At 65.8% G+C, this 19504-nt stretch carries 16 protein-coding genes; 8 read left to right on the top strand and 8 right to left on the bottom strand.

Annotated features, from left to right (window positions below):
- The first annotated feature begins 38 nt into the window (after positions 1–38).
- Together RAM80_RS24160 and RAM80_RS24155 are read left to right on the top strand one after the other, a co-directional pair.
- A complete protein-coding gene (locus tag RAM80_RS24160) occupies positions 39–1223 on the top strand; it encodes a hypothetical protein (protein ID WP_416422929.1) in 1185 nt (394 codons plus the stop codon).
- A gap of 12 nt (positions 1224–1235) precedes the next feature.
- Positions 1236–2453: an ATP-grasp domain-containing protein gene (locus RAM80_RS24155; protein WP_416422928.1), complete on the top strand. Its 1218-nt coding sequence runs from the start codon at positions 1236–1238 to the stop codon at positions 2451–2453.
- A gap of 4 nt (positions 2454–2457) precedes the next feature.
- Here RAM80_RS24155 and RAM80_RS24150 read toward each other — a convergent pair whose 3' ends face one another.
- From RAM80_RS24150 to RAM80_RS24135, 4 genes are all read right to left on the bottom strand, one after another.
- Entirely contained in the window at positions 2458–2874 is a 417-nt protein-coding gene (locus RAM80_RS24150; RefSeq protein ID WP_416422927.1) for an Lrp/AsnC family transcriptional regulator, read from the bottom strand.
- Between the two features lie 2 nt (positions 2875–2876).
- Positions 2877–3740, bottom strand: coding sequence for a carboxylate/amino acid/amine transporter (locus tag RAM80_RS24145; RefSeq protein WP_416422926.1), 864 nt, complete (start codon positions 3738–3740; stop codon positions 2877–2879).
- 279 nt (positions 3741–4019) lie between these two features.
- Entirely contained in the window at positions 4020–4619 is a 600-nt protein-coding gene (locus RAM80_RS24140) for an FMN-dependent NADH-azoreductase (RefSeq protein ID WP_416422925.1), read from the bottom strand.
- A 143-nt stretch (positions 4620–4762) separates the two neighbouring features.
- Positions 4763–5077, bottom strand: a complete 315-nt coding sequence (locus RAM80_RS24135; RefSeq protein WP_416422924.1) for a 3-phosphoglycerate kinase — start codon at positions 5075–5077, stop codon at positions 4763–4765.
- A gap of 50 nt (positions 5078–5127) precedes the next feature.
- On the opposite strand from RAM80_RS24135, the gene RAM80_RS24130 reads away from it, so the two are divergent.
- The 4 genes from RAM80_RS24130 to RAM80_RS24115 are packed head-to-tail and all read left to right on the top strand — an operon-like array spanning position 5128 to position 9313.
- Positions 5128–6051 carry a LysR family transcriptional regulator gene (locus RAM80_RS24130; RefSeq protein ID WP_416422923.1) on the top strand — a complete coding sequence of 308 codons (924 nt, stop codon included), beginning with the start codon at positions 5128–5130 and terminating at the stop codon, positions 6049–6051.
- Positions 6052–6063: 12 nt separating this feature from the next.
- Complete coding sequence (locus RAM80_RS24125) at positions 6064–6879, top strand: alpha/beta fold hydrolase (protein WP_416422922.1); 816 nt, start codon at positions 6064–6066, stop codon at positions 6877–6879.
- Positions 6873–7436: a peptidylprolyl isomerase gene (locus RAM80_RS24120; protein WP_416422921.1), complete on the top strand. Its 564-nt coding sequence runs from the start codon at positions 6873–6875 to the stop codon at positions 7434–7436. Before RAM80_RS24125 ends, RAM80_RS24120 begins: the two co-directional genes overlap by 7 nt.
- A 44-nt stretch (positions 7437–7480) precedes the next feature.
- Positions 7481–9313: an ABC transporter ATP-binding protein gene (locus RAM80_RS24115; protein ID WP_416422920.1), complete on the top strand. Its 1833-nt coding sequence runs from the start codon at positions 7481–7483 to the stop codon at positions 9311–9313.
- 25 nt (positions 9314–9338) lie between these two features.
- Here RAM80_RS24115 and RAM80_RS24110 read toward each other — a convergent pair whose 3' ends face one another.
- The 4 genes from RAM80_RS24110 to hrpA all read right to left on the bottom strand — a co-directional run bounded on the left by RAM80_RS24110 (position 9339) and on the right by hrpA (position 17615).
- On the bottom strand, positions 9339–10460 hold the full coding sequence (locus tag RAM80_RS24110; RefSeq protein WP_416422919.1) for a GNAT family N-acetyltransferase: 1122 nt from the start codon (positions 10458–10460) through the stop codon (positions 9339–9341).
- Positions 10461–10656: 196 nt separating this feature from the next.
- Positions 10657–12015 carry an OprD family porin gene (locus RAM80_RS24105; protein WP_416422918.1) on the bottom strand — a complete coding sequence of 453 codons (1359 nt, stop codon included), beginning with the start codon at positions 12013–12015 and terminating at the stop codon, positions 10657–10659.
- Between the two features lie 361 nt (positions 12016–12376).
- Positions 12377–13498, bottom strand: coding sequence for a beta-ketoacyl-ACP synthase III (locus tag RAM80_RS24100; RefSeq protein WP_416422917.1), 1122 nt, complete (start codon positions 13496–13498; stop codon positions 12377–12379).
- A 205-nt stretch (positions 13499–13703) separates the two neighbouring features.
- Entirely contained in the window at positions 13704–17615 is a 3912-nt protein-coding gene (hrpA, locus tag RAM80_RS24095) for an ATP-dependent RNA helicase HrpA (RefSeq protein WP_416422916.1), read from the bottom strand.
- A 257-nt stretch (positions 17616–17872) separates the two neighbouring features.
- Here hrpA and RAM80_RS24090 point away from each other — a divergent pair, with 257 nt between their 5' ends.
- Both RAM80_RS24090 and RAM80_RS24085 read left to right on the top strand, forming a co-directional pair.
- Entirely contained in the window at positions 17873–18037 is a 165-nt protein-coding gene (locus RAM80_RS24090; protein ID WP_416422915.1) for a hypothetical protein, read from the top strand.
- 62 nt (positions 18038–18099) lie between these two features.
- Positions 18100–19464, top strand: coding sequence for a glutamine synthetase family protein (locus tag RAM80_RS24085; protein ID WP_416422914.1), 1365 nt, complete (start codon positions 18100–18102; stop codon positions 19462–19464).
- Positions 19465–19504 lie beyond the last annotated feature (40 nt).

The following is a 19504-nucleotide window of genomic DNA, read 5'->3' as shown; positions in this document are numbered from 1 at the left end:
ATTGATGCCCTGCCACGCATCCTTCGCCACGGGGCCCCATGAATAACAACAAGGTAGCGCTGCCGGCGTTCTACACCATCGTCACGCTGTTCACCGGCCTGGACATGGCCATTGTCATCGCCATGGTGTGGTTCGGCCTGCAAGCCACCGGTTCCACCTTCCTGGTGGGCGCCACGCTGTGTATTGCCACGGTGGTGCCCTACGCCCTGGAGCAGTACCTGGGCCGCTATTTCACGGTCGGGCTGAGCATGAAACGGCTGGTGTACATCCGTCTCGCGGTGTTCCTCGCCATCCTGGGGTTGTCGTTGACCCAGGCGGCGCTGATGCCGGTCGGTTTCCTGGGCATCGCGTTCCTGGTGGGGGTGACCGATTACTTCACCATCAGCACCCTGGAATCGCAGAACACCAAGCAGGTGCTGGCCGGGCGGACCAACAGCGACACCTCGGCGCGCCTGATGCAGACCGCTATCCAGATCGGCGCCTTTGGCGGGGCGATGCTGGGCGGGGTGATCGTCGACGTGTTTCCGCTCAACCAGACCCTGCAGTTCATCGCCGTCGCCGCTATTGCCTCGCTGAGTGCCATCGCCCTGGTCGGGGGCATCTCGGCCGAGGTCAGCGCGGTGTCCCAGCCGGGCAGTTCGCCGGCGCCCGCCGTCAGCCTGGGCAGCCAGCTGTACCTGCTAATCGTGGTGTTGAGCCTGATCGGTTTCCACATCGGCGCGTTCAACAGCCTGGTGCCCATCGTGTTCCAGAAGCTCAACGGCTGGCACGCCACGCTGTTTGGCACCGCCAGCGGCCTGGCCGGCCTGGGCGCTTTCTGCGCGGCGGTGTTGCCGCGGGTGCGGCTGGGCAGCTACGCCGCGGTGGCGCTGATCGTCGTCGCCGACGTGGCCATTGTCTACTTCGCCAACCCGTGGGCGGTGCTGACCGCAGCCTGCGTGCTGGGCTTCTGCATCAACAGCCTGCGTATCCAGTTGCGCCGCCAGCTGATCGAGGCTGCGCCCGACGCCCATGCCGCCGACCTGATCGCGGCCAGGAGTTCGCTGTATTACCTGCTGGTCAGCGGCGCCGCGCCCATGTTGCTGACCCTGTTCACCACCCACGCCATGCTGGGCTTCGAGGGGGCGCGGGCGCTGATGGTCGCCGCTGCCCTGCTGCTGGGCAGCGCCGTGCTGCTGCGCACGCGCTGGCCCGCACCGCGCGCCGCCGTCGCGGCCAAGTAGGAACCTGCGCCCATGAGTTATGTTGTGATCGTCGACCCGTTTTCCACCGGCAAGCTCTACGCACCGCTGCTCAATACCCTTGGCCTAAGCTGCATCGCCATCATTTCCCGCCCCAACCTGCCAGCGCACTTTACCCAGGACCTGGTGCCCGGGCATTTCACCCATGTGCTGGACTGGAGCCCCGAGGCCGCACACTTCCTCGACGCCTTGGGTGTGCAGGCGGTGATCGCCGGCTGCGAGACTGCCATCCATCTTACCGACCGCCTCGCCAAGCAACTTGGCCTGCGGGGCAACAGCCCCGTCACCAGTGGCGCGCGGCGCAACAAATACATCATGCAGCAGGCGTTGGAACAGCGCGGTGTGACCCACATCCCGACCCGCCTGGTAACCCGCCCACGGCAGATCGCGCAGGCGCTGGAGGCCGTGGCTGACGGGCGCCAGTACGTGGTCAAGCCCATCAATTCCGCCGCCTCCCAGGGGGTGGTGTTTGCCACGGGCCGCGAGGCGGTGGCCCAGGCCCTGGGCAGCGCCGGGTGGGAGCAGAAGAACGACCTGGGGGAAACCAACCTGGGGTTTGTGCTGCAGCCGTTCATCAGCGGCCCGGAATACGTGGTCGACATGGTCGCGTTCAGTGGCCAGTACCATATCGCCTCGGTGTGCCGATACACCAAGATCCGGCGCAACGGCAGCCCCGTCGTCTACGACAGCCTCGACACCCTGGACCCGGCGGACGAGGCGCTGGCGCCGCTGCTGGCCTACGCCCGCCAGGCCGCCGCCGCGCTGGACGTGGCAGTCGGGCCGCTGCACATGGAGATCATCTGGGCGAAAGACGGCCCGGTGATGATCGAGGCCGGCGCGCGCCTGCACGGCGGCATTGCCCCACAGCTGTTCCAGCAGGTGTACCAACCCGACCTGTTGTCGCTGGCCGTCGACAGCTACCTGGGCCGCCCCGCGCCTGCCGGGCCCGGCTACTCGCGGCAGGCCCGGCACGGCCGCATCGGCTTCTTCTGGACCGACCGGCCGGGCACCTTCCAAGGCCCCGGCAACGAACGCGCCGCGGCCACGGTGCCCGGCTACGGCGGCCACCGCTACTTCGTCAGCCCAGGCAGCGCGCTGCCCGCCACCCTCGACTTCGCCACCTGCCCGGGGCTGTTCTGGCTGAGCCACGACGACCCGGACCAACTGGACCGCAGCGCTGAACAGCTGCGCGCCTTCCTATGGGGCCACTGAGGCCTCAGCGCCAGGCGGTGAGCACCGGGTTGATGACCACGTCCCGCACCTGCTCCAGGGCCAGGATCTGGCCCTTGAGCGCCATCAGCTCTTCGAAGCTGCGATAGCTGACCTGCAACAGCATGTCGGTATCGCCGAACAGCGAGTAGGCATGGATGATCTGCGCGTGCGCCTGGAGCTGCGGGAACACCAGGTGGCAGCTGTTGCCCTCCAGTTGCAGCATCAGGAAAGCGCTCTGGTCACCCTTGTCGTCTTCGGCGACGTTGATGGTGAAGCCGAGGATGACGCCGCTGTCGACCAGCTTCTGTACCCGTGCCTCCACCGCCGTGCGCGACTTGTGCACCTGCCGCGCCAGCTGCGCCAGGCTGACCCTGGCGTCTTCCTTCAACGCAGCGATGATCTGCTTGTCGACCTTGTCCATTGTCACGTTCCTGCAGGTTCACCCGCGCCACGGCGGCTGATCCACAGCGACGCCAGTATCACCGCGCCGCCCAGCGCCAGGCGGCCCAGGGGCTCGCTGTGGTTCCAGAACAACAGGTTCATCAGCAGCCCGGTGGGGATGTGCAGGTTGTTCATCACCGCCAGGGTGCCGCCGTTGACCTGGCTGGCGCCCTTGTTCCAGGCGTACATGCCCAGCGCCGTGGCTACCAGGCCGAGGAACACCAGCACGCCCCACTGGGTCGGGTCCTGTGGCAGGTGCTGGGGGTTGCCGAACGCCAGGAACGCCGGCAACGCCACCAGCAACGCGCCGACGAAGAAGTAGCCGAAGCGGCGGTACTGCGGCTCGTCGCTGGGGTAGCGCGCCACCAGCCGCTTGTACAGCACCTGGCCGGCGGCGTAGGTGAAGTTGGCCAGTTGCAGCAGCAGGAAGCCCATGAAGAAGTCCGGGGCGATGCGGTCGAAGCGGATGATCGCCGCGCCCGCTACTGCCACCAGCGCCGCCAGCAGCGCCCAAGGGTTGAAGCGGCGGTTGAGGGCGTCTTCGATCAGGGTCACGTGCAACGGCGTGAGGATGGTGAACAGCAGCACCTCGGGCACGGTCAGCACGCGGAAGCTCAGGTACAGGCACACGTAGGTGACGCCGAACTGCAGCGCGCCAATCAGCAGCATCGAGCGCACGAACCCCGGCGCCATGCCGCGCCAGCGGCTTAGCGGAATGAACACCAGGCCGGCAATGATGACGCGCGCCAGCACGGCGAAATAGCTGTCCACGTGGCCAGCCAGGTAGACGCCGATGAGGTTGAAGGAATATGCCTGAATCAGTGTGACGAGAAGTAGATAGCCCATGGGTGCCCCTTGCGTGAGGCGGCGACCTTAATCAATTGCCCGGCACGGGGCAACCCACGGGGTCGCGACGGCGCCCCGTAGCCGCTGCCGCAGGCTGCGCTGGCCCTGTGCCTCGCTGCACATCGGCAGGGTTCATGTAGGCCAGCGCAGCCTGGCGGCAGCGGCTACAGGCCTGCGTGGAATGCGGGCAATAAAAAAACCCGGCACGCGTGGGGGACGCGGCCGGGTTGAAGCACCAAGGAGCGGGAAGTGCAGAAAAAGGAGCAATCAATCGATGAATCAAGCCACCTGGGCCACCAGCGCCTTGGCCTGGTTCAGGCCTTTCTCGCTGAAATCGCCACCCAGGTTCATGCCCTCGGCATGAATGAACTGCACGTCGTGGATGCCGATGAAGGCCAGCACCTGGCGCAGGTAGGGTTCCTGGTGGTCAGCGCTGCTGCCGGCGTAGATGCCGCCGCGGGCGGTCAGCACGATGGCGCGCTTGCCGGTGAGCAGGCCCTGGGGGCCGGTCTCGGTGTACTTGAAGGTCACCCCGGCGCGCAGCACGTGGTCGAGCCAGGCCTTGAGGGTGCTGGGGATGGCGAAGTTGTACATGGGCGCGGCCAGCACCAGCACGTCGGCAGCCAGCACTTCCTCGGTCAGCGCGTTGGAGCGGGCCAGGGCCTGCAGTTCCTCGGCGCTGCGCTGGGCCTCGGGCTTCATCCAGCCACCCAGCAGGTCGGCGTCCAGGTGCGGCACCGGGTCAGTGGCCAGGTCGCGCACGCTGATGACGTCCGCCGGGTGGGCCGACTGCCACTGGTCAATGAACTGCGCAGTGAGCTGGCGCGAGATGGAACCGTCTTTGCGGGCGCTGCTTTCGATGATCTGTACGCGGGACATGGGCTTGGCCTCCAATCAGGTGCGCTGAGTTGATGGAGGCCATGTTAGAGCGGGAATAGTTGATAAAAAAGCGCAAAAAACCGCTTCAACCTATCAATTAAGTTGATTTACCAAGCCGTTCCTCTACTCTATTTCCCATGCGTTCAGGCTGGCTTGCAGGTGATCGTCAGGCGCAACTTGAGAATGTCGCGGTTGAAGCGCTGCAAGGCGCTGGCGGTCTGCCCAGGCTCCACCCGCACCTTGCGGGTGCGCGGGGATTCGGGGCCGTTGCGGAACACCACGGTGCATTCCGCGGCTTCCGGCCCGTCGTTGCGCAGGTCGATCGAACCCATGTCACCGGCGGTGTCATAAGTGGTGTAGGAGATTTCGGTACCCGCCAGGTGTTTTTCCACCTCGATGGGGTAGGCGAAGGCAGCCACGGGCAACAGCGTCAGCAAGAGCGCACAGCAACTTTTCATTCGGCAGTCTCCAATAGGGAATTGCCAGCTTAGGACATCAGGAGCCGATGATGAAAGCGCCCCGCGTTACCCTGGATCAGTGGCGAACCTTGCAGGCAGTGGTCGACCATGGCGGTTTCGCCCAGGCCGCCGAAGCCCTGCACCGTTCCCAGTCGTCGGTCAGCTACACCGTGGCGCGCATGCAGGACCAACTGGGCGTGCCGCTGTTGCGCATCGACGGGCGCAAGGCCGTGCTCACCGAGGCCGGCGGCGTGCTGCTGCGCCGCTCGCGGCAGTTGGTGAAGAACGCCAGCCAGCTGGAAGACCTGGCCCACCACATGGAACAGGGCTGGGAGGCCGAGGTGCGCCTGGTGGTGGACGCCGCCTACCCCAGCGCCCGCCTGGTGCGCGCGCTGACCGCGTTCATGCCGCAGAGCCGCGGCTGCCGGGTGCGCCTGCGCGAGGAGGTGTTGTCGGGGGTCGACGAGGTGCTGACCGAAGGCGTGGCTGACCTGGCCATCAGCAGCTACAGCATCCCCGGCTACCTGGGCACGGAAATGAGCGCCGTGGAATTCGTCGCCGTCGCCAGCCCGGACCATGCCCTGCACCGCCTCAACCGCGAGCTGAGTTTCCAGGACCTGGAAAGCCAGTTGCAGGTGGTGATCCGCGACAGCGGCCGCCACCAGCCCCGCGACGTCGGCTGGCTGGGCGCCGAGCAGCGCTGGACCGTGGGCAGCCTGGGCACCGCCGCCACCTTCGTCGGCAGCGGCCTGGGCTTTGCCTGGCTGCCACGGCACCTGATCGAGCGCGAGCTGCGCGAAGGCCTGCTCAAGCCACTGAAACTGGAACAGGGTGGCAGCCGCCACCCCACCTTCTACCTTTACTCCAATAAGGACAAACCCCTGGGCCCGGCCACGCAGATCCTCGTGGAACTGCTGCGCCAGTTCGACACCGCGCCCCTGGATGCGCCCTTCGCCGCCCCTCAACAAGCCTGACAGGAGTCGCCCATGGCCTTTTTCGAACACGACGGTTGCGCACTGCACTACGAAGAATACGGCCAGGGCGAACCCCTGCTGCTGGTCCACGGCCTGGGTTCCAGCGCCCCGGACTGGGAATACCAGGTACCCGAACTGGCGCCCCACTACCGCGTCATCGTGGTGGACCTGCGCGGCCACGGCCGCTCCGACAAGCCCCATGAACGCTACAGCATCGAAGGTTTCGCCGCCGACCTGGCGGCGCTGCTGGAGCGCCTGGGCACCGGCCCGGTGCACTACGTGGGCCTGTCCATGGGCGGCATGACCGGCTTCCAGATGGCCGTCGACTACCCCGCCCTGCTCAAGAGCCTGACCATCGTCAACGCCGCGCCCGAGGTCAAGCTGCGCAAGCCCGACGACTACTGGCAGTGGTTCAAGCGCTGGGGCCTGATGCACCTGGTGAGCATGGGCGCCATCGGCAAGGGCCTGGGCGGGAAACTCTTCCCGCTGCCCGAACAGGCCGAGCTGCGGCGCAAAATCAGCGAGCGCTGGGCCCACAACGACAAGCGCGCCTATATCGCCAGCTTCAACGCCATCGTTGGCTGGGGCGTGCAGGAACGCATCGGGCAGATCCGCTGTCCCACCTTGATCATCAGCGCCGACCGCGACTACACCCCGGTGGCGCTCAAGGAGCAGTACATCAAGCTGATGCCCAACGCAAAACTGGCGGTCATTGCCAATTCGCGGCACGCTACGCCCCTGGACCAACCCGAACTATTCAACCGGACACTCAAGGACTTCCTCGCCACAGTGTCCTCCACCCCCAAGGATCAACGAGTCCCATGCTGAAAAAAATCGCCCTCGCCGCCTGCTCCCTGATGTTCGCCAGCCAGCTGATGGCCGCCGACGCCCAGCACCCCCACGTGCTGATGGACACCAGCTTCGGCAAGGTGGAAATCGAACTGGACATGGTCAAGGCCCCCATCAGCAGCAAGAACTTCCTGGCCTACGTGGACAGCGGCTTCTACAACAACACCATCTTCCACCGCGTGATCCCCGGCTTCATGGTGCAGGGCGGCGGCTTCACCCCGCAGATGACCGAGAAGGAAACCCGCGACCCGATCAAGAACGAAGCCGAGAACGGCCTGAAGAACGTGCGTGGCACCCTGTCGATGGCGCGCACCAGCGTGGTTGACTCGGCCACCAGCCAGTTCTTCATCAACGTCAACGACAACGCCATGCTCGACCACGGCAACCGCGACTTCGGCTACGCCGTGTTCGGCAAGGTGGTCAGCGGCATGGACGTGGTCGACCAGATCGTCCACGTGCAGACCACCAGCAAAGGTGGCATGCAAGACGTGCCTGCCGACCCCATTCTGATCAAGTCGGCCAAGCGCGTCGACTGACGGCCTGGCCCGAAGGCCAGGCCCAGCACAGGAGTTTTCGCCCCATGCTTTACCGCCGTTTCGAAAAATGGATCGATATCTTCCGTGAGGCGCCCACCGAGTCGCCACCCACCCGGGTGCTGGCCTTCTACGTGTACTACCTGCGCCAGGTCTGGCCCAGCTTCGCCGCCCTGCTGGTGGTGGGGCTGGTGGGTGCGCTGATCGAGGTGGCGTTGTTCAGCTACCTCAGCCGCATCATCGACCTGGCCCAGGGCACGCCCAACGTGCACTTCTTTACTGACCACGGCCTGGAACTGACGTGGATGGCCGTGGTGGCCCTGGTGCTCCGGCCGATTTTCGTGGGCCTGCACGACCTGCTGGTGCACCAGACCATCAGCCCGGGCATGACCAGCATGATCCGCTGGCAGAACCACAACTACGTGCTCAAGCAGAGCCTGAATTTCTTCCAGAACGACTTCGCCGGGCGCATCGCCCAGCGCATCATGCAGACCGGCAACGCCCTGCGTGACTCGGCGGTGCAGGCGGTGGACGCGCTCTGGCACGTGCTGATCTACGCCATCAGCTCGTTGATCCTGTTCGCCGAGGCGGACTGGCGCCTGATGATCCCGCTGATCAGCTGGATCCTTGCCTACATCGTTGCCCTCTACTACTTCGTGCCGCGGGTGAAGGAGCGCTCGGTGATCTCCTCCGATGCCGGCTCCAAGCTGATGGGCCGCATCGTCGACGGCTACACCAACATCGCCACCCTGAAGCTGTTCGCCCACACCAACATGGAACAGCGCTACGCCCGCGAGGCCATCAGCGAGCAGACGGAAAAATCCCAGCTGGCCAGCCGCGTCATCACCAGCATGGACGTGGCCATCACCACCCTCAACGGCCTGCTGATCGTCGGCACCACGGGCCTGGCCCTGTGGTTGTGGACCCAGTCGCTGATCTCGGTCGGCGCCATCGCCCTGGCCACCGGCCTGGTGATTCGCATCGTCAACATGTCCGGCTGGATCATGTGGGTGGTCAACGGCATCTTCGAGAACATCGGCATGGTCCAGGACGGCCTGCAGACCATCGCCCAGCCGGTCAGCGTCACCGACGCCAAGAACGCGCCCAAGCTGAAGGTGGACCGCGGCGCGGCGCGTTTCGACAACGTCGACTTCCACTACGGCAAGGGCAGCAAGATCATCGAGAGCCTGACCCTGGACATCCGCCCCGGCGAGAAGATCGGCCTGATCGGCCCCTCCGGCGCGGGCAAGTCCACCCTGGTCAACCTGCTGCTGCGCCTCTACGACCTGCCCGGCGGGCGCATTCTCATCGACGGCCAGGACATTGCCCACGTCAGCCAGGAAAGCCTGCGTGCGCAGATCGGCATGATCACCCAGGACACCTCGCTGCTGCACCGTTCCATCCGCGACAACCTGCTGTACGGCCGCCCCGGCGCCAGCGAGGCGCAACTGTGGGACGCGGTGGTGAAAGCGCGCGCCGACGAGTTCATCCCGCACCTGTCCGACGCCCAGGGCCGCACTGGCCTGGACGCCCACGTGGGCGAGCGCGGCGTGAAACTGTCCGGCGGCCAACGCCAGCGCATCGCCATCGCCCGGGTGCTGCTGAAAAACGCGCCCATCCTGATCATGGACGAAGCCACCTCGGCGCTGGACTCGGAAGTGGAAGCGGCGATCCAGGAAAGCCTGGAAACCCTGATGCAGGGCAAGACCGTGATCGCCATCGCCCACCGCCTGTCCACCATCGCCAAGATGGACCGGCTGGTGGTGCTGGAGAAAGGCCGCATCGTCGAGCTGGGCAGCCACAAGGAGCTGTTGGCGCACCAGGGGTTGTATGCGCGGTTGTGGCACCACCAGACGGGTGGGTTCGTAGGGATCGATTGAGGTGGGACGCCGCCTTCGGCGGCTGCTACGGGGTGTCTGGCTGGCGATAGGGTAGCGCCGCCCGCGCCTCTTCGGCGTATGCCCTGACCCCGGCGCGCTCTTCGTGGAGGAACTCCGCTACTGCGTTCTTTAGCCCCGGATGGCTGAGGTAATGCCACGACCGGGTAATCACCGGCTCGAACCCGCGAATCAGCTTGTGCTCGCCCTGCGCCCCGGCGTCGAAGCGCTGGAAGCCCTGGGCGATGGCGTAGTCCATGCCCTGGTAAAAGCAGGTCTCGAAGTGCAGGCGGTCGAATTCGGCCAGGCAGCCCCAGTAGCGGCCGTACAAGGTGTCGCCGCCCACCAGGCTGAAGGCCATGGCCACCGCCCTGCCGGCCTGGCGGGCGAAGACCACGCGGATTGACTCGGGCATGCGTTCGGCCAGCAGGCTGAAGAAGGTGCGCGTCAGGTAAGGGGCCTGGCGCCGTACTGCGTAGGTGTTGGCGTAGCAGGCGTAGACGAAGTCCCACTCGGCTTCGGTGAGGCCATTGCCCTCGCGCCAGTCGAACTCGAATCCCTGCCCGGCCACCTGCTCGCGTTCCTTGCGCATCTGCTTGCGCTTGCGCGAGGCCAGGCCGTCGAGGAAGTCCTGGAAGTCGCGGTAGCCGCGGTTGTGCCAGTGGTACTGGCAGCCCAGGCGCTCCAGCCAGCCGGGCTGGTCGGCGATCAGCGCATCCAGCGCCGGGTCGGTGAAGTTGATGTGGGCGCCAGACAGCGCTTCCACCTCCACATACCCCGGCAACGCCTGCAGCAACGCCTGGCCGCTGCCCAGCAGGCGCGGCCCGGCCACCGGGCTGAAGGGCACGGCGCACAGTAGCTTGGGGTAATAGTCGATGCCGGCGCGGCGGCAGGCGTCGGCCCAGCCGTGGTCGAACACGTATTCACCGTAGGAGTGCCATTTGCGGTAGGCGGGCATGGCCGCGACCAGCGTGCCGTCCTCGATGTGCAGCAGGTGTTCGGGACGCCAGCCGGACTGCTTGCCCAGGCTGCCGCTGTCTTCCAGGGCGCTGAGGAAGGCGTGGCGCAGGAATGGCTGGTCGATGGGCAGCAAGGCGTCCCAGTCGCTGGCGGCGACTTCACCCAGGCTGTGCGCGACGTGCAATGGCATGGCAATCCCCTCGTTGGAAGGGGCAAGAATGCCATAGTTGCGCCCTGACCTGTAGCAGCGGCCGCAGGCCGCGTCGATGACCCCGGTGCCTGGGACGCGGCCTGCGGCCGCTGCTACGGGCAAAAAAAGCCCCGCACTGGGCGGGGCAAGAGAGAGCTTTAACGGATGAGGAAAAAGCGGTTACACATTCAGCGAATTACAGAAGCGGGATCGAGTAGCTCAGGATCACGCGGTTCTCGTCCTGGTCGCGCTGGCCCGGGATGTCGTTGCGCCACATGCCGTTTTTCCAGGTGAAGCCCAGGCCCTTGAAGGTGCCTTCGGGTACCACGTAGGCCAGGGTGATGTCGCGTTCCCACTCGGTGCGGTTGTTGCCTGCAACGCCGCCAGTCGCCGTCACGGTGTCGATGTCGCTGCCACGCAGGTAGGTCACGCCAGCGGTCGCGCCCGGGAAGCCGATCGCGGCGAAGTCATACGAGTAGCGCGCCTGCCAGGTGCGCTCGCCGGCACGGCCGAACTTCTGGATCTGGGCGTCGGTGATGGTGTAGTTGGACGAACCGTTGCCCTGGTTCAGCCACGGGAAGTCGCTGTCGCCGTTGCTGACCTGGTAGCCGCCGCCAAAGGTATGGCCGGCCACGGTATAGAGGAACAGCGCGCTGTACAGGTTGTTGTCGACCTTGCCCTTGCCGCTGGCCTGGCCCAGGTAGTTGCCCGAGCTGTAGTAGGTTGGGTCGTTGGCGTCCTTGCCGTCGTCGCGGCTGTTGAAGTAGCGGAAGTCCGACTTCAACACGCCCGGGCCGATAGACCAGTTGTGTACCAGGCCCAGGAAGTGCTGCTTGTAGAAGTCATCCAGGTTGCCGTAGTAGTACTGGAACAGCAGGTCCTTGGTGATCTTGTAGTCGCCACCGGCGTAGATGAACTTGTTGCTGCGACCACCGGTGTTGCTGTTGCCGCTGCCGTTGGCGCCGCCGATGGACAGGTCTTCGTTGTTGCTGGAGTTACGGTCCTTGACCTTTTCGATCTGACCGGCCACCAGGGTCAGGTCCTTGATGTCGCCGGACGTGATCTGGCCACCCTGGAAGGTTTGTGGCACCAGGCGGCTGTCGTTGTACTGGATGACAGGCAGCTTGGGCAGCAGGGTACCCAGTTTCAGCTCGGTCTTGGAGATCTTGGCCTTGGCGGTCAGGCCCAGGCTGGAGAAATCGTCAACGGCGTGGTCACCGTCGCTGGGGAACACGTTGCCGCCGTCCAGCGCACCGGTGGGGTTGCCGTGGCGACCGGCGCCGGAGTCCAGGCGGATGCCCAGCAGGCCGATGGCGTCCAGGCCGAAGCCCACGGTGCCGGCGGTGTAGCCGGACTGGAAGTCCAGCTGGAAGCCTTGGCCCCACTCGGACTGGTAGTTGGCGTTCTTGGCGGTGCCCGAGTCGCGGTTGTCGTTGTTGATGTAGAAGTTGCGCAGCTTCAGGGTCGCCTTGCTGTCTTCAAGAAAGCCTTCGGCCATAGCCTGCTGCGCCATGATACCCAGAGCCATGGTCAGGGCCACGGTGGACTTGTTCATTGATTTACTCCTTTGAGTACTGCTTTTTTAAGTTTTTCAGCGGCGCTGCCTGGTATGCGGGCGCAAGTCCGGCAAGCTTTATGGGAGGGCATCTTGACCAGCGGATATTTCAGCGAGGTGGCTCGTTTATTAAGATTTGATGACAGCGGAACTTTTTGAAATGAAGATTAGTTAATGTTGAAACGTAAAACCGGGGGTTCCAGGCGACCTATTTGTCCCAGAAGATGAAGACACCTTCATAATCGGTGGGAGCTGGCTTGCCAGCGAGTTTTTGGGACGCCCGAAAAACTCGCTGGCAAGCCAGCTCCCACAGAAATGAAAACGCCACCGTTGCGGTGGCGTTTTGGTCGAGCGGCAGGGGTTACAGCTTGCGCAGGATCACGCTGCCGATGGAATAGCCAGCGCCAAACGAGCTGAGTACCGCCAGCGAGCCCTTGCCCAGGTCGTCCTGGTGCTTGTGGAAGGCGATCACCGAGCCCGCCGAGCTGGTGTTGGCGTAGGTGTCGAGGATCACCGGTGCCTCTTCTTCAGTGGCCTCGCGGCCCAGCAGCTTCTTGACGATCAGGTGGTTCATGCTCAGGTTGGCCTGGTGCAGCCAGAAGCGCTTGACGTCGTTGACGTCGATGCGGTTCTCGCCCAGGTGCTGGCCGATCAGCTCGGCCACCATCGGGCACACCTCGCGGAACACCTTGCGGCCTTCCTGCACGAACAGCTTGTCCGGCGCACCGATGCCCTCCTCCGCCGCGCGGTTGAGGAAGCCGAAGTTGTTGCGGATGTTGTTGGAGAACTGGGTCAGCAGCTTGGTGCTGACCACCTCGAACTGGTGCGGCGAGGTGGCCAGGTCGGCACGCTCGACCACCACCGCGGTGGCGGCGTCGCCAAAGATGAAGTGGCTGTCGCGGTCACGGAAGTTCAGGTGGCCGGTGCAGATCTCCGGGCTGACCACCAGCACCGCGCGGGCCTGGCCCAGGGCCACGCTGTTGTAGGCCGTCTGGATGCCGAAGGTCGCCGAGGAGCAGGCCACGTTCATGTCGAAACCGAAGCCCTGCACGCCCAGCGCCTGCTGCACTTCGATGGCCACGGCCGGGTAGGCGCGCTGCAGGTTGGAGCAGGCGACGATCACCGCGTCGATGTCGGCGGCGGTCTTGCCGGCGCGTTGCAGCGCCTGCTCGGCCGCGGCCACGGCCATCTGGCAGAGGATCGACTGCTCGTCGTTGGAACGCTCCGGCAGGCGTGGCTTCATGCGCTGCGGGTCGAGGATGCCGGCCTTGTCCATGACGAAGCGGCTCTTGATGCCCGAGGCCTTCTCGATGAAGGCGGCGCTGGACTCGGTCTGCGCGGCCAGCTCGCCACGCTCGATGGCGGCGGCGTTGTCGGCGTTGAACTGGTGCGCCCAGGTGTTGAAGGACTGCACCAGCTCTTCGTTGGAGATGCTGTCGGCCGGTGTGTACAGGCCGGTGCCGCTGATGACGACGTTATGCACGCTCGTTCCTCTATTATTGGTAGCCGGTGCGGGGCAGCGGCAGAGTGAGTCGCAGTCAATATGGCACTGTAGTACCAATTTACAAAAAGTATTGCCACGGGCGCGAAGGGGGTCAGGCAACCCTGGCTTCGCGGGCGAATCGATGGGCAATTGTGCCAGATTTGCCGAAAAAGTGCCCTTTTCACGATAAAGGGCACTCCTGGCTTCAGGCCTCTACCTGGCTCCACTGTTTGCTCAGGCGCTTGTCGGAGATCGGCACTTTAGTGCCCAGCTGCTGGGCGAACAGCGACACGCGGTATTCCTCGATCAGCCAGCGGTACAGCTCCAGCTCCGGGTCGCGCTTGCCTTCCTGGGCATGCTTGGCCTGGCGCGCCTGGTACTGGGCCCAGACGTTGCCCAGCTCGATGCTCCACACGCGGTCCTTCTGCACCTGGCTGCCCAGCTTCTCCAGGCGCATTTCCACGGCCTTGAGGTAGCGCGGCAGCTCCTTGAGCCAGGCCGACGGCGTCTGCCGGACGAAGCCGGGGTACACCAGCTGGCTCATTTGCGCCTTGATGTCGTTGAGCGCCACGGCCTGGGCCAGGTCGATCTTGCCCTTGAAGCGCTTCTGCAGGCCATGCCACAGCTTGAGGATGTCCAGGGTCTGGCGCGCCAGGCGTTCGGCGTGCTCGGCCCAGGCACCGCGCTTGCGCTCCGCCAGCGCCGCCAGGCCAGCGCCGTCGCGCGGCAGGCTGGCTTCGCCTTCAAGGATGCAGGTATCGAGACTGGCCAGCAGGATGTCTTCCACCAGCGCCTCGATGCGCCCCAGCTCGCGATAGAGCAGGCCCAGCTCGGTCTGGCCCGGCAGCTTGCCACGCAGGAACTTGGCCGGCTCGGCCAATTGCTGCAACAGCAGGCGCTGCAGCGCGCGGCGGTGCTGGAATTCGGCTTCGGCAGCGGTGGAGAAGCGGCCTTCCTTGACGGTGCCATTCTCTTCCACCAGCGCCGGGTACACGGTCATCGACAGCCCGGCGATCTTCTGCTGGGTGGTCTCGGCCACGGCCGCGAAGGCCTTGGCCTCCACGGGCTGCTGGCTCTTGGCCGACTGCGGCGCCGCCAGGGCGGCCTGGCTGGCCTGCACGAAGCGGGCAGTCAGTTCGGCCAGGTCGCGGCCTTCGCCAAGGAACTTGCCCTGGCCGTCCAGCACTTCGATGTTCATGCGCAGGTGGCTGTCCACCTGCTGCTCGGCCTCGGCCCAGGCCTCGTCGCTGACCCGCGCGCCGGTCATGCGCAGCAGCTCGCGGCCCAGCGCCTGGGGCAGCGAGCCGTCGCCGAAGGTGATGCGCGCCAGCGCCGCGCGGACAAAGTCCGGCACCGGCACGAAGTTCTTGCGGATGGCCTTGGGCAGGTTACGCACCAGGGCGATGCACTTGGCTTCCAGCAGGCCGGGCACCAGCCACTCCAGGCGCTCGTTGGGCAGCGCCGGCAGCAACGGCGCCGGCACGCTCACGGTGACACCGTCGCGGGGGTGGTTGGGCTCGAAGTGGTAGCTCAGGGCCAGGGTCAGGTCGCCCAGGCGCAGGGTGTCCGGGTACTGGCCGGCGGTGACTTCGCTGGCCTCGCGGGCCAGCACGTCTTCCTCGCGCATGATCAGCAGCTTCGGGTTCTTCTGGCTCTCGGTCTTGTACCAATGGTCGAAGGTCGCCGTCTGGTGGATCTCGGCCGGCACCCGCGCGTCATAGAAGGCGTACAGGGTTTCCTCGTCGGCGAGGATGTCGCGGCGCCGCGCCTTGGCTTCCAGGGCGTCCAGCTGCTCCAGCAGCTCGCGGTTGGCCACCAGGCACTTGGCCCGCGACTGGATCTCGCCACGCACCAGGCCTTCGCGGATAAACAGCTCGCGCGACACCACCGGGTCCACCGGCCCGTAGTGCACGGGACGGCGGCCGACCACGATGAGGCCGAACAGGGTGATCTGCTCGTACGCCACCACCTGGCCGCGCTTCTTCTCCCAATGGGGCTCGAAGTGGTTCTTCTTGATCAGGTGGCCGGCCAGCGGCTCGATCCAGTCGGCGTCGATCTTGGCCACCATGCGCGCGTACAGCTTGGTGGTTTCCATCAGCTCGGCAGTCATCAGCCACTGCGGGCGCTTCTTGCCGATGCCCGACGAGGGGTGAATCCAGAAACGCCGCTGGCGGGCGCCCAGGTAGTCGCCTTCCTCGGTCTTCTGGCCGATCTGGCTGAGCAGGCCGGAGAGAATCGCCTTGTGGAATTTCGGGTAGTCGGCCGGTTCCTTGTTGATGGTCAACTGCAGGTCGCGGCAGATCAGGCTCAACTGCCGGTGCGCATCGCGCCATTCGCGCAGGCGCAGGTAGTTGAGGAAGTTCTTGCGGCACCAGTTGCGCAGCGGGCTGGCGGTCAGGGCCTGGCGCTGCTCTTCAAAGCCGCGCCACAGGTTGACCAGGGCGGCGAAGTCGGAATCGGCGTCTTTCCACTGCGCGTGGGCCTGGTCGGCGGCTTGCTGGCGCTCGGGCGGGCGCTCGCGCACGTCCTGCACCGACAGCGCACTGGCGATGATCAGCACTTCCTGCAGGCTGCCCTGCTTGGCGGCTTCCAGCAGCATGCGGCCCATGCGCGGGTCCACCGGCAGGCGCGCCAGCTGGCGGCCAATCGGCGTGAGCTGGTTCTCGCGGTTGACCGCCGACAGCTCCTGCAGCAGGTTGAAGCCGTCGGTGATGGCCTTGCCATCCGGCGGCTCGATGAATGGGAACTGGTCGATCTCGCCCAGGCGCAGGTGCAGCATCTGCAAAATCACCGCGGCAAGGTTGGTGCGCAGGATCTCGGGGTCGGTGAATTCGGGGCGGGCGATGAAATCCTCTTCGCTGTACAAGCGAATGCAGATGCCCGGCTCCACCCGCCCGCAGCGGCCCTTGCGCTGGTTGGCGCTGGCCTGGGACACCGCCTCGATGGGCAGGCGCTGCACCTTGGCGCGGTAGCTGTAGCGGCTGATGCGCGCGGTGCCGCTGTCGATCACGTAGCGGATGCCCGGCACGGTCAGCGAGGTCTCGGCAACGTTGGTCGCCAGCACCACGCGGCGGCCCGGGTGGCTCTGGAAGATTTTCTGCTGCTCGGCCGGCGACAGGCGCGCGTACAGCGGCAAAATCTCGGTGTGCTTGAGCTGGGCCTTGCGCAGCATTTCCGCGGCGTCGCGAATCTCGCGCTCGCCCGGCAGGAACACCAGCACGTCGCCCGGCCGCTTGCCTTCGCTGCGCTCGAACGCGGCAATTTCATCCAGGGTGGCGATGATCGCCTGGTCGACGGTGAGGTCGTCCTCGACACTGTTGCCCTCCTCGTCCTGCTCGCTGGTCAGCGGCCGGTACCAGGTGTCCACCGGGTAGGTGCGGCCCGACACTTCGATGATCGGCGCGTCGTCGAAGTGCTTGGAGAAGCGCTCCAGGTCAATGGTCGCCGAGGTGATGATCACCTTCAGGTCCGGGCGGCGCGGCAGCAGGGTCTTCAGGTAGCCCAGCAGGAAGTCGATGTTCAGGCTGCGTTCGTGGGCTTCGTCGACGATGATGGTGTCGTAGCGTTCCAGGAAGCGGTCGTGCTGGGTCTCGGCCAGCAGGATGCCGTCGGTCATCAGCTTGACCAGGGTGTTGGCGTCGCTCTGGTCCTCGAACCGCACCTGGTAGCCCACCAGCGCGCCCAGGGGCGTGGCCAGTTCCTCGGCCACGCGGGTGGCCACGCTACGGGCGGCGATCCGCCGGGGCTGAGTATGGGCGATCAGGCCGTGCTGGCCGCGGCCCAGCTCCAGGCAGATCTTGGGCAGCTGGGTGGTTTTGCCCGAGCCGGTCTCGCCGGCGATGATCAGCACCGGGTGCTCGGCGAGGATCTTCTTGATCTCGTCGCGCTTGGCGGCAATCGGCAGGCTGTCGTCGTAGCGAATGGTCGGCACGCTCTGCCGGCGCGCGGTGACCTGGGCCATGGACGCCTGCGCCCGCTCGACCCACTGCCCCAGCTTGACCTCGTCGGGCTTCTTGCGCAGCTCGTGCAATTGCCGACGCAGGCGATGGCGATCGCCGATCATGGCCTGGTCGAGGTTCTTGAACAGTGTGTCGATAACGGGATTGTGGTCGGTCATCAGGTACGCAAATGGCTACGCGGCAAAAGGAATGGGCGGGATTGTCGCAGATTTGGCCCCTTCATTCCTAATCCCACCGCGAATCCGTAGCCGCTGCCGACAGGCTGCGCTGGCCATCGTGCCCACGGAAGATCTGCAGCGAACGCCAGGGCCAGCGCAGCCTGGCGGCAGCGGCTACATTGTTTAGCGTCAGCCGTACTGAAGGTACGACAATCCCGATTTAACCGCCCGGACCACCATGCAACCATCCAGGCACCATGAACGCCACCCCGCTTCCCCCCGCCAGCACCGAACCGCGCACCCCGCGCCGTAGCGTCTGCCTGCGCCCCGGGGAGAACCCGCTGTTCAACGTGATCCTGGCCTTCTGGGCCCTGTGGCACTGCCGCCACGCACGCCCGCCGGACGCCGCCCTCGCTGCCTGACCAACCTTGTACTCCCGTCACCGCGACGGGCCGTTCACGTGTGCGCAAGCGAGAGCCCACCCATGCATTTTGCCCCCCTGCAACAGGCCCAGGCGTTCCTGGACCAACACCCGCATATTGAAATGTTCGAACTATTCATCCTCGACGCCAACGGCGTGCCACGCGGCAAGCTGCTGCACCGCGATGAACTGCTGGCCGTGTACCAGAGCGGCCGGCCGCTGCCCAGCACCATCCTGGGCCTGACCCTGAACGGCGATGACGTGGAAAACTCCGGCCTGGTGTGGGACGTGGGCGACATCGACTGCCGCGCCTACCCGCTGGAAGGCAGCCTGGTGCCGCTGCCGTGGCGCAAGATTCCGACCGCGGCGGTGCAGGTCAGCATGCACCCCACCGAGGGCCTGCCCGCCACCGTGGCCGACCCGCGCCATGTGCTGGTCAAGGTGATCGACGCCTTGAAGGCCGACGGCTTGCACCCGGTAATGGCCTGCGAGCTGGAGTTCTACCTGCTCGATGCCAAGCGCGACGCCAACGGCCGCCCGCAACCGGCGCTGGACGCCGACGGCGCCCGCCCGCGCAGCACCCAGGTGTACGGCCTGCGCGAGCTGGAGCAGATCGAGCCGTTCCTCGCCGACCTGTACGCCGCCTGCAAGCAGCAGGGCATCCCGGCACGCACGGCAATTTCCGAATACGCCCCCGGCCAGGTGGAGATCACCCTGGAGCACGGCGACGCGCTGTTGGCCATGGACCAGGCGGTGCGCTACAAACGCATCGTCAAGGGCGTGGCGCACCAGCACGGCATGCAGGCCTGTTTCATGGCCAAGCCCTTCGATGACCTGGCCGGCACCGGCATGCACATGCACGTCAGCCTGGCCGACGCCGACGGCCGCAACCTCTACGCCAGCGAGGACAAGGCCGGCACGCCGCTGCTGCGCCAGTCGGTGGGCGGCATGCTTGCCCACCTGCTCGACAGCCTGCTGCTGTTCTGCCCCAACGCCAATTCCTACCGACGCTTCCAGGCCAACAGCTACGCGCCCCTGGCGCCCACCTGGGGCGTCGACAACCGCACCGTCAGCCTGCGCGTGCCGGGCGGGCCAGCCAACACCCGGCACATCGAGCACCGCATCTGCGGCGCCGACGCCAACCCGTACCTGGCCGCAGCGGCCATCCTGGCGGCCATTCACGATGGCATTCGCCAGCAGCGCGACCCTGGCGCGCCGGTGCAGGGCAACGGCTATGCCCAGGCTACGCACTTCCTGCCCACTGACTGGCTGACCTCGCTGACTGCCCTGGAGCGTTCCGAATGGGCCCGCGAGGCCTTGGGCGATGCGTTCCTCAAGGTGTACCTGGCGGTCAAGCGCGCCGAGTACCGGCAGTTCATGGCCGAGGTAGGCGAACAGGATTGGCGCTGGTACCTGACCAACGCGTGACCCCTCATCAAAAATCAAATGTGGGAGCTGGCTTGCCAGC

The organism is Pseudomonas sp. App30, assembly GCF_047947025.1.
Classification (GTDB): domain Bacteria; phylum Pseudomonadota; class Gammaproteobacteria; order Pseudomonadales; family Pseudomonadaceae; genus Aquipseudomonas.
Note: the sequence above shows the minus strand (reverse complement) of the source record. Positions and strands in the feature narration are given on the sequence as shown.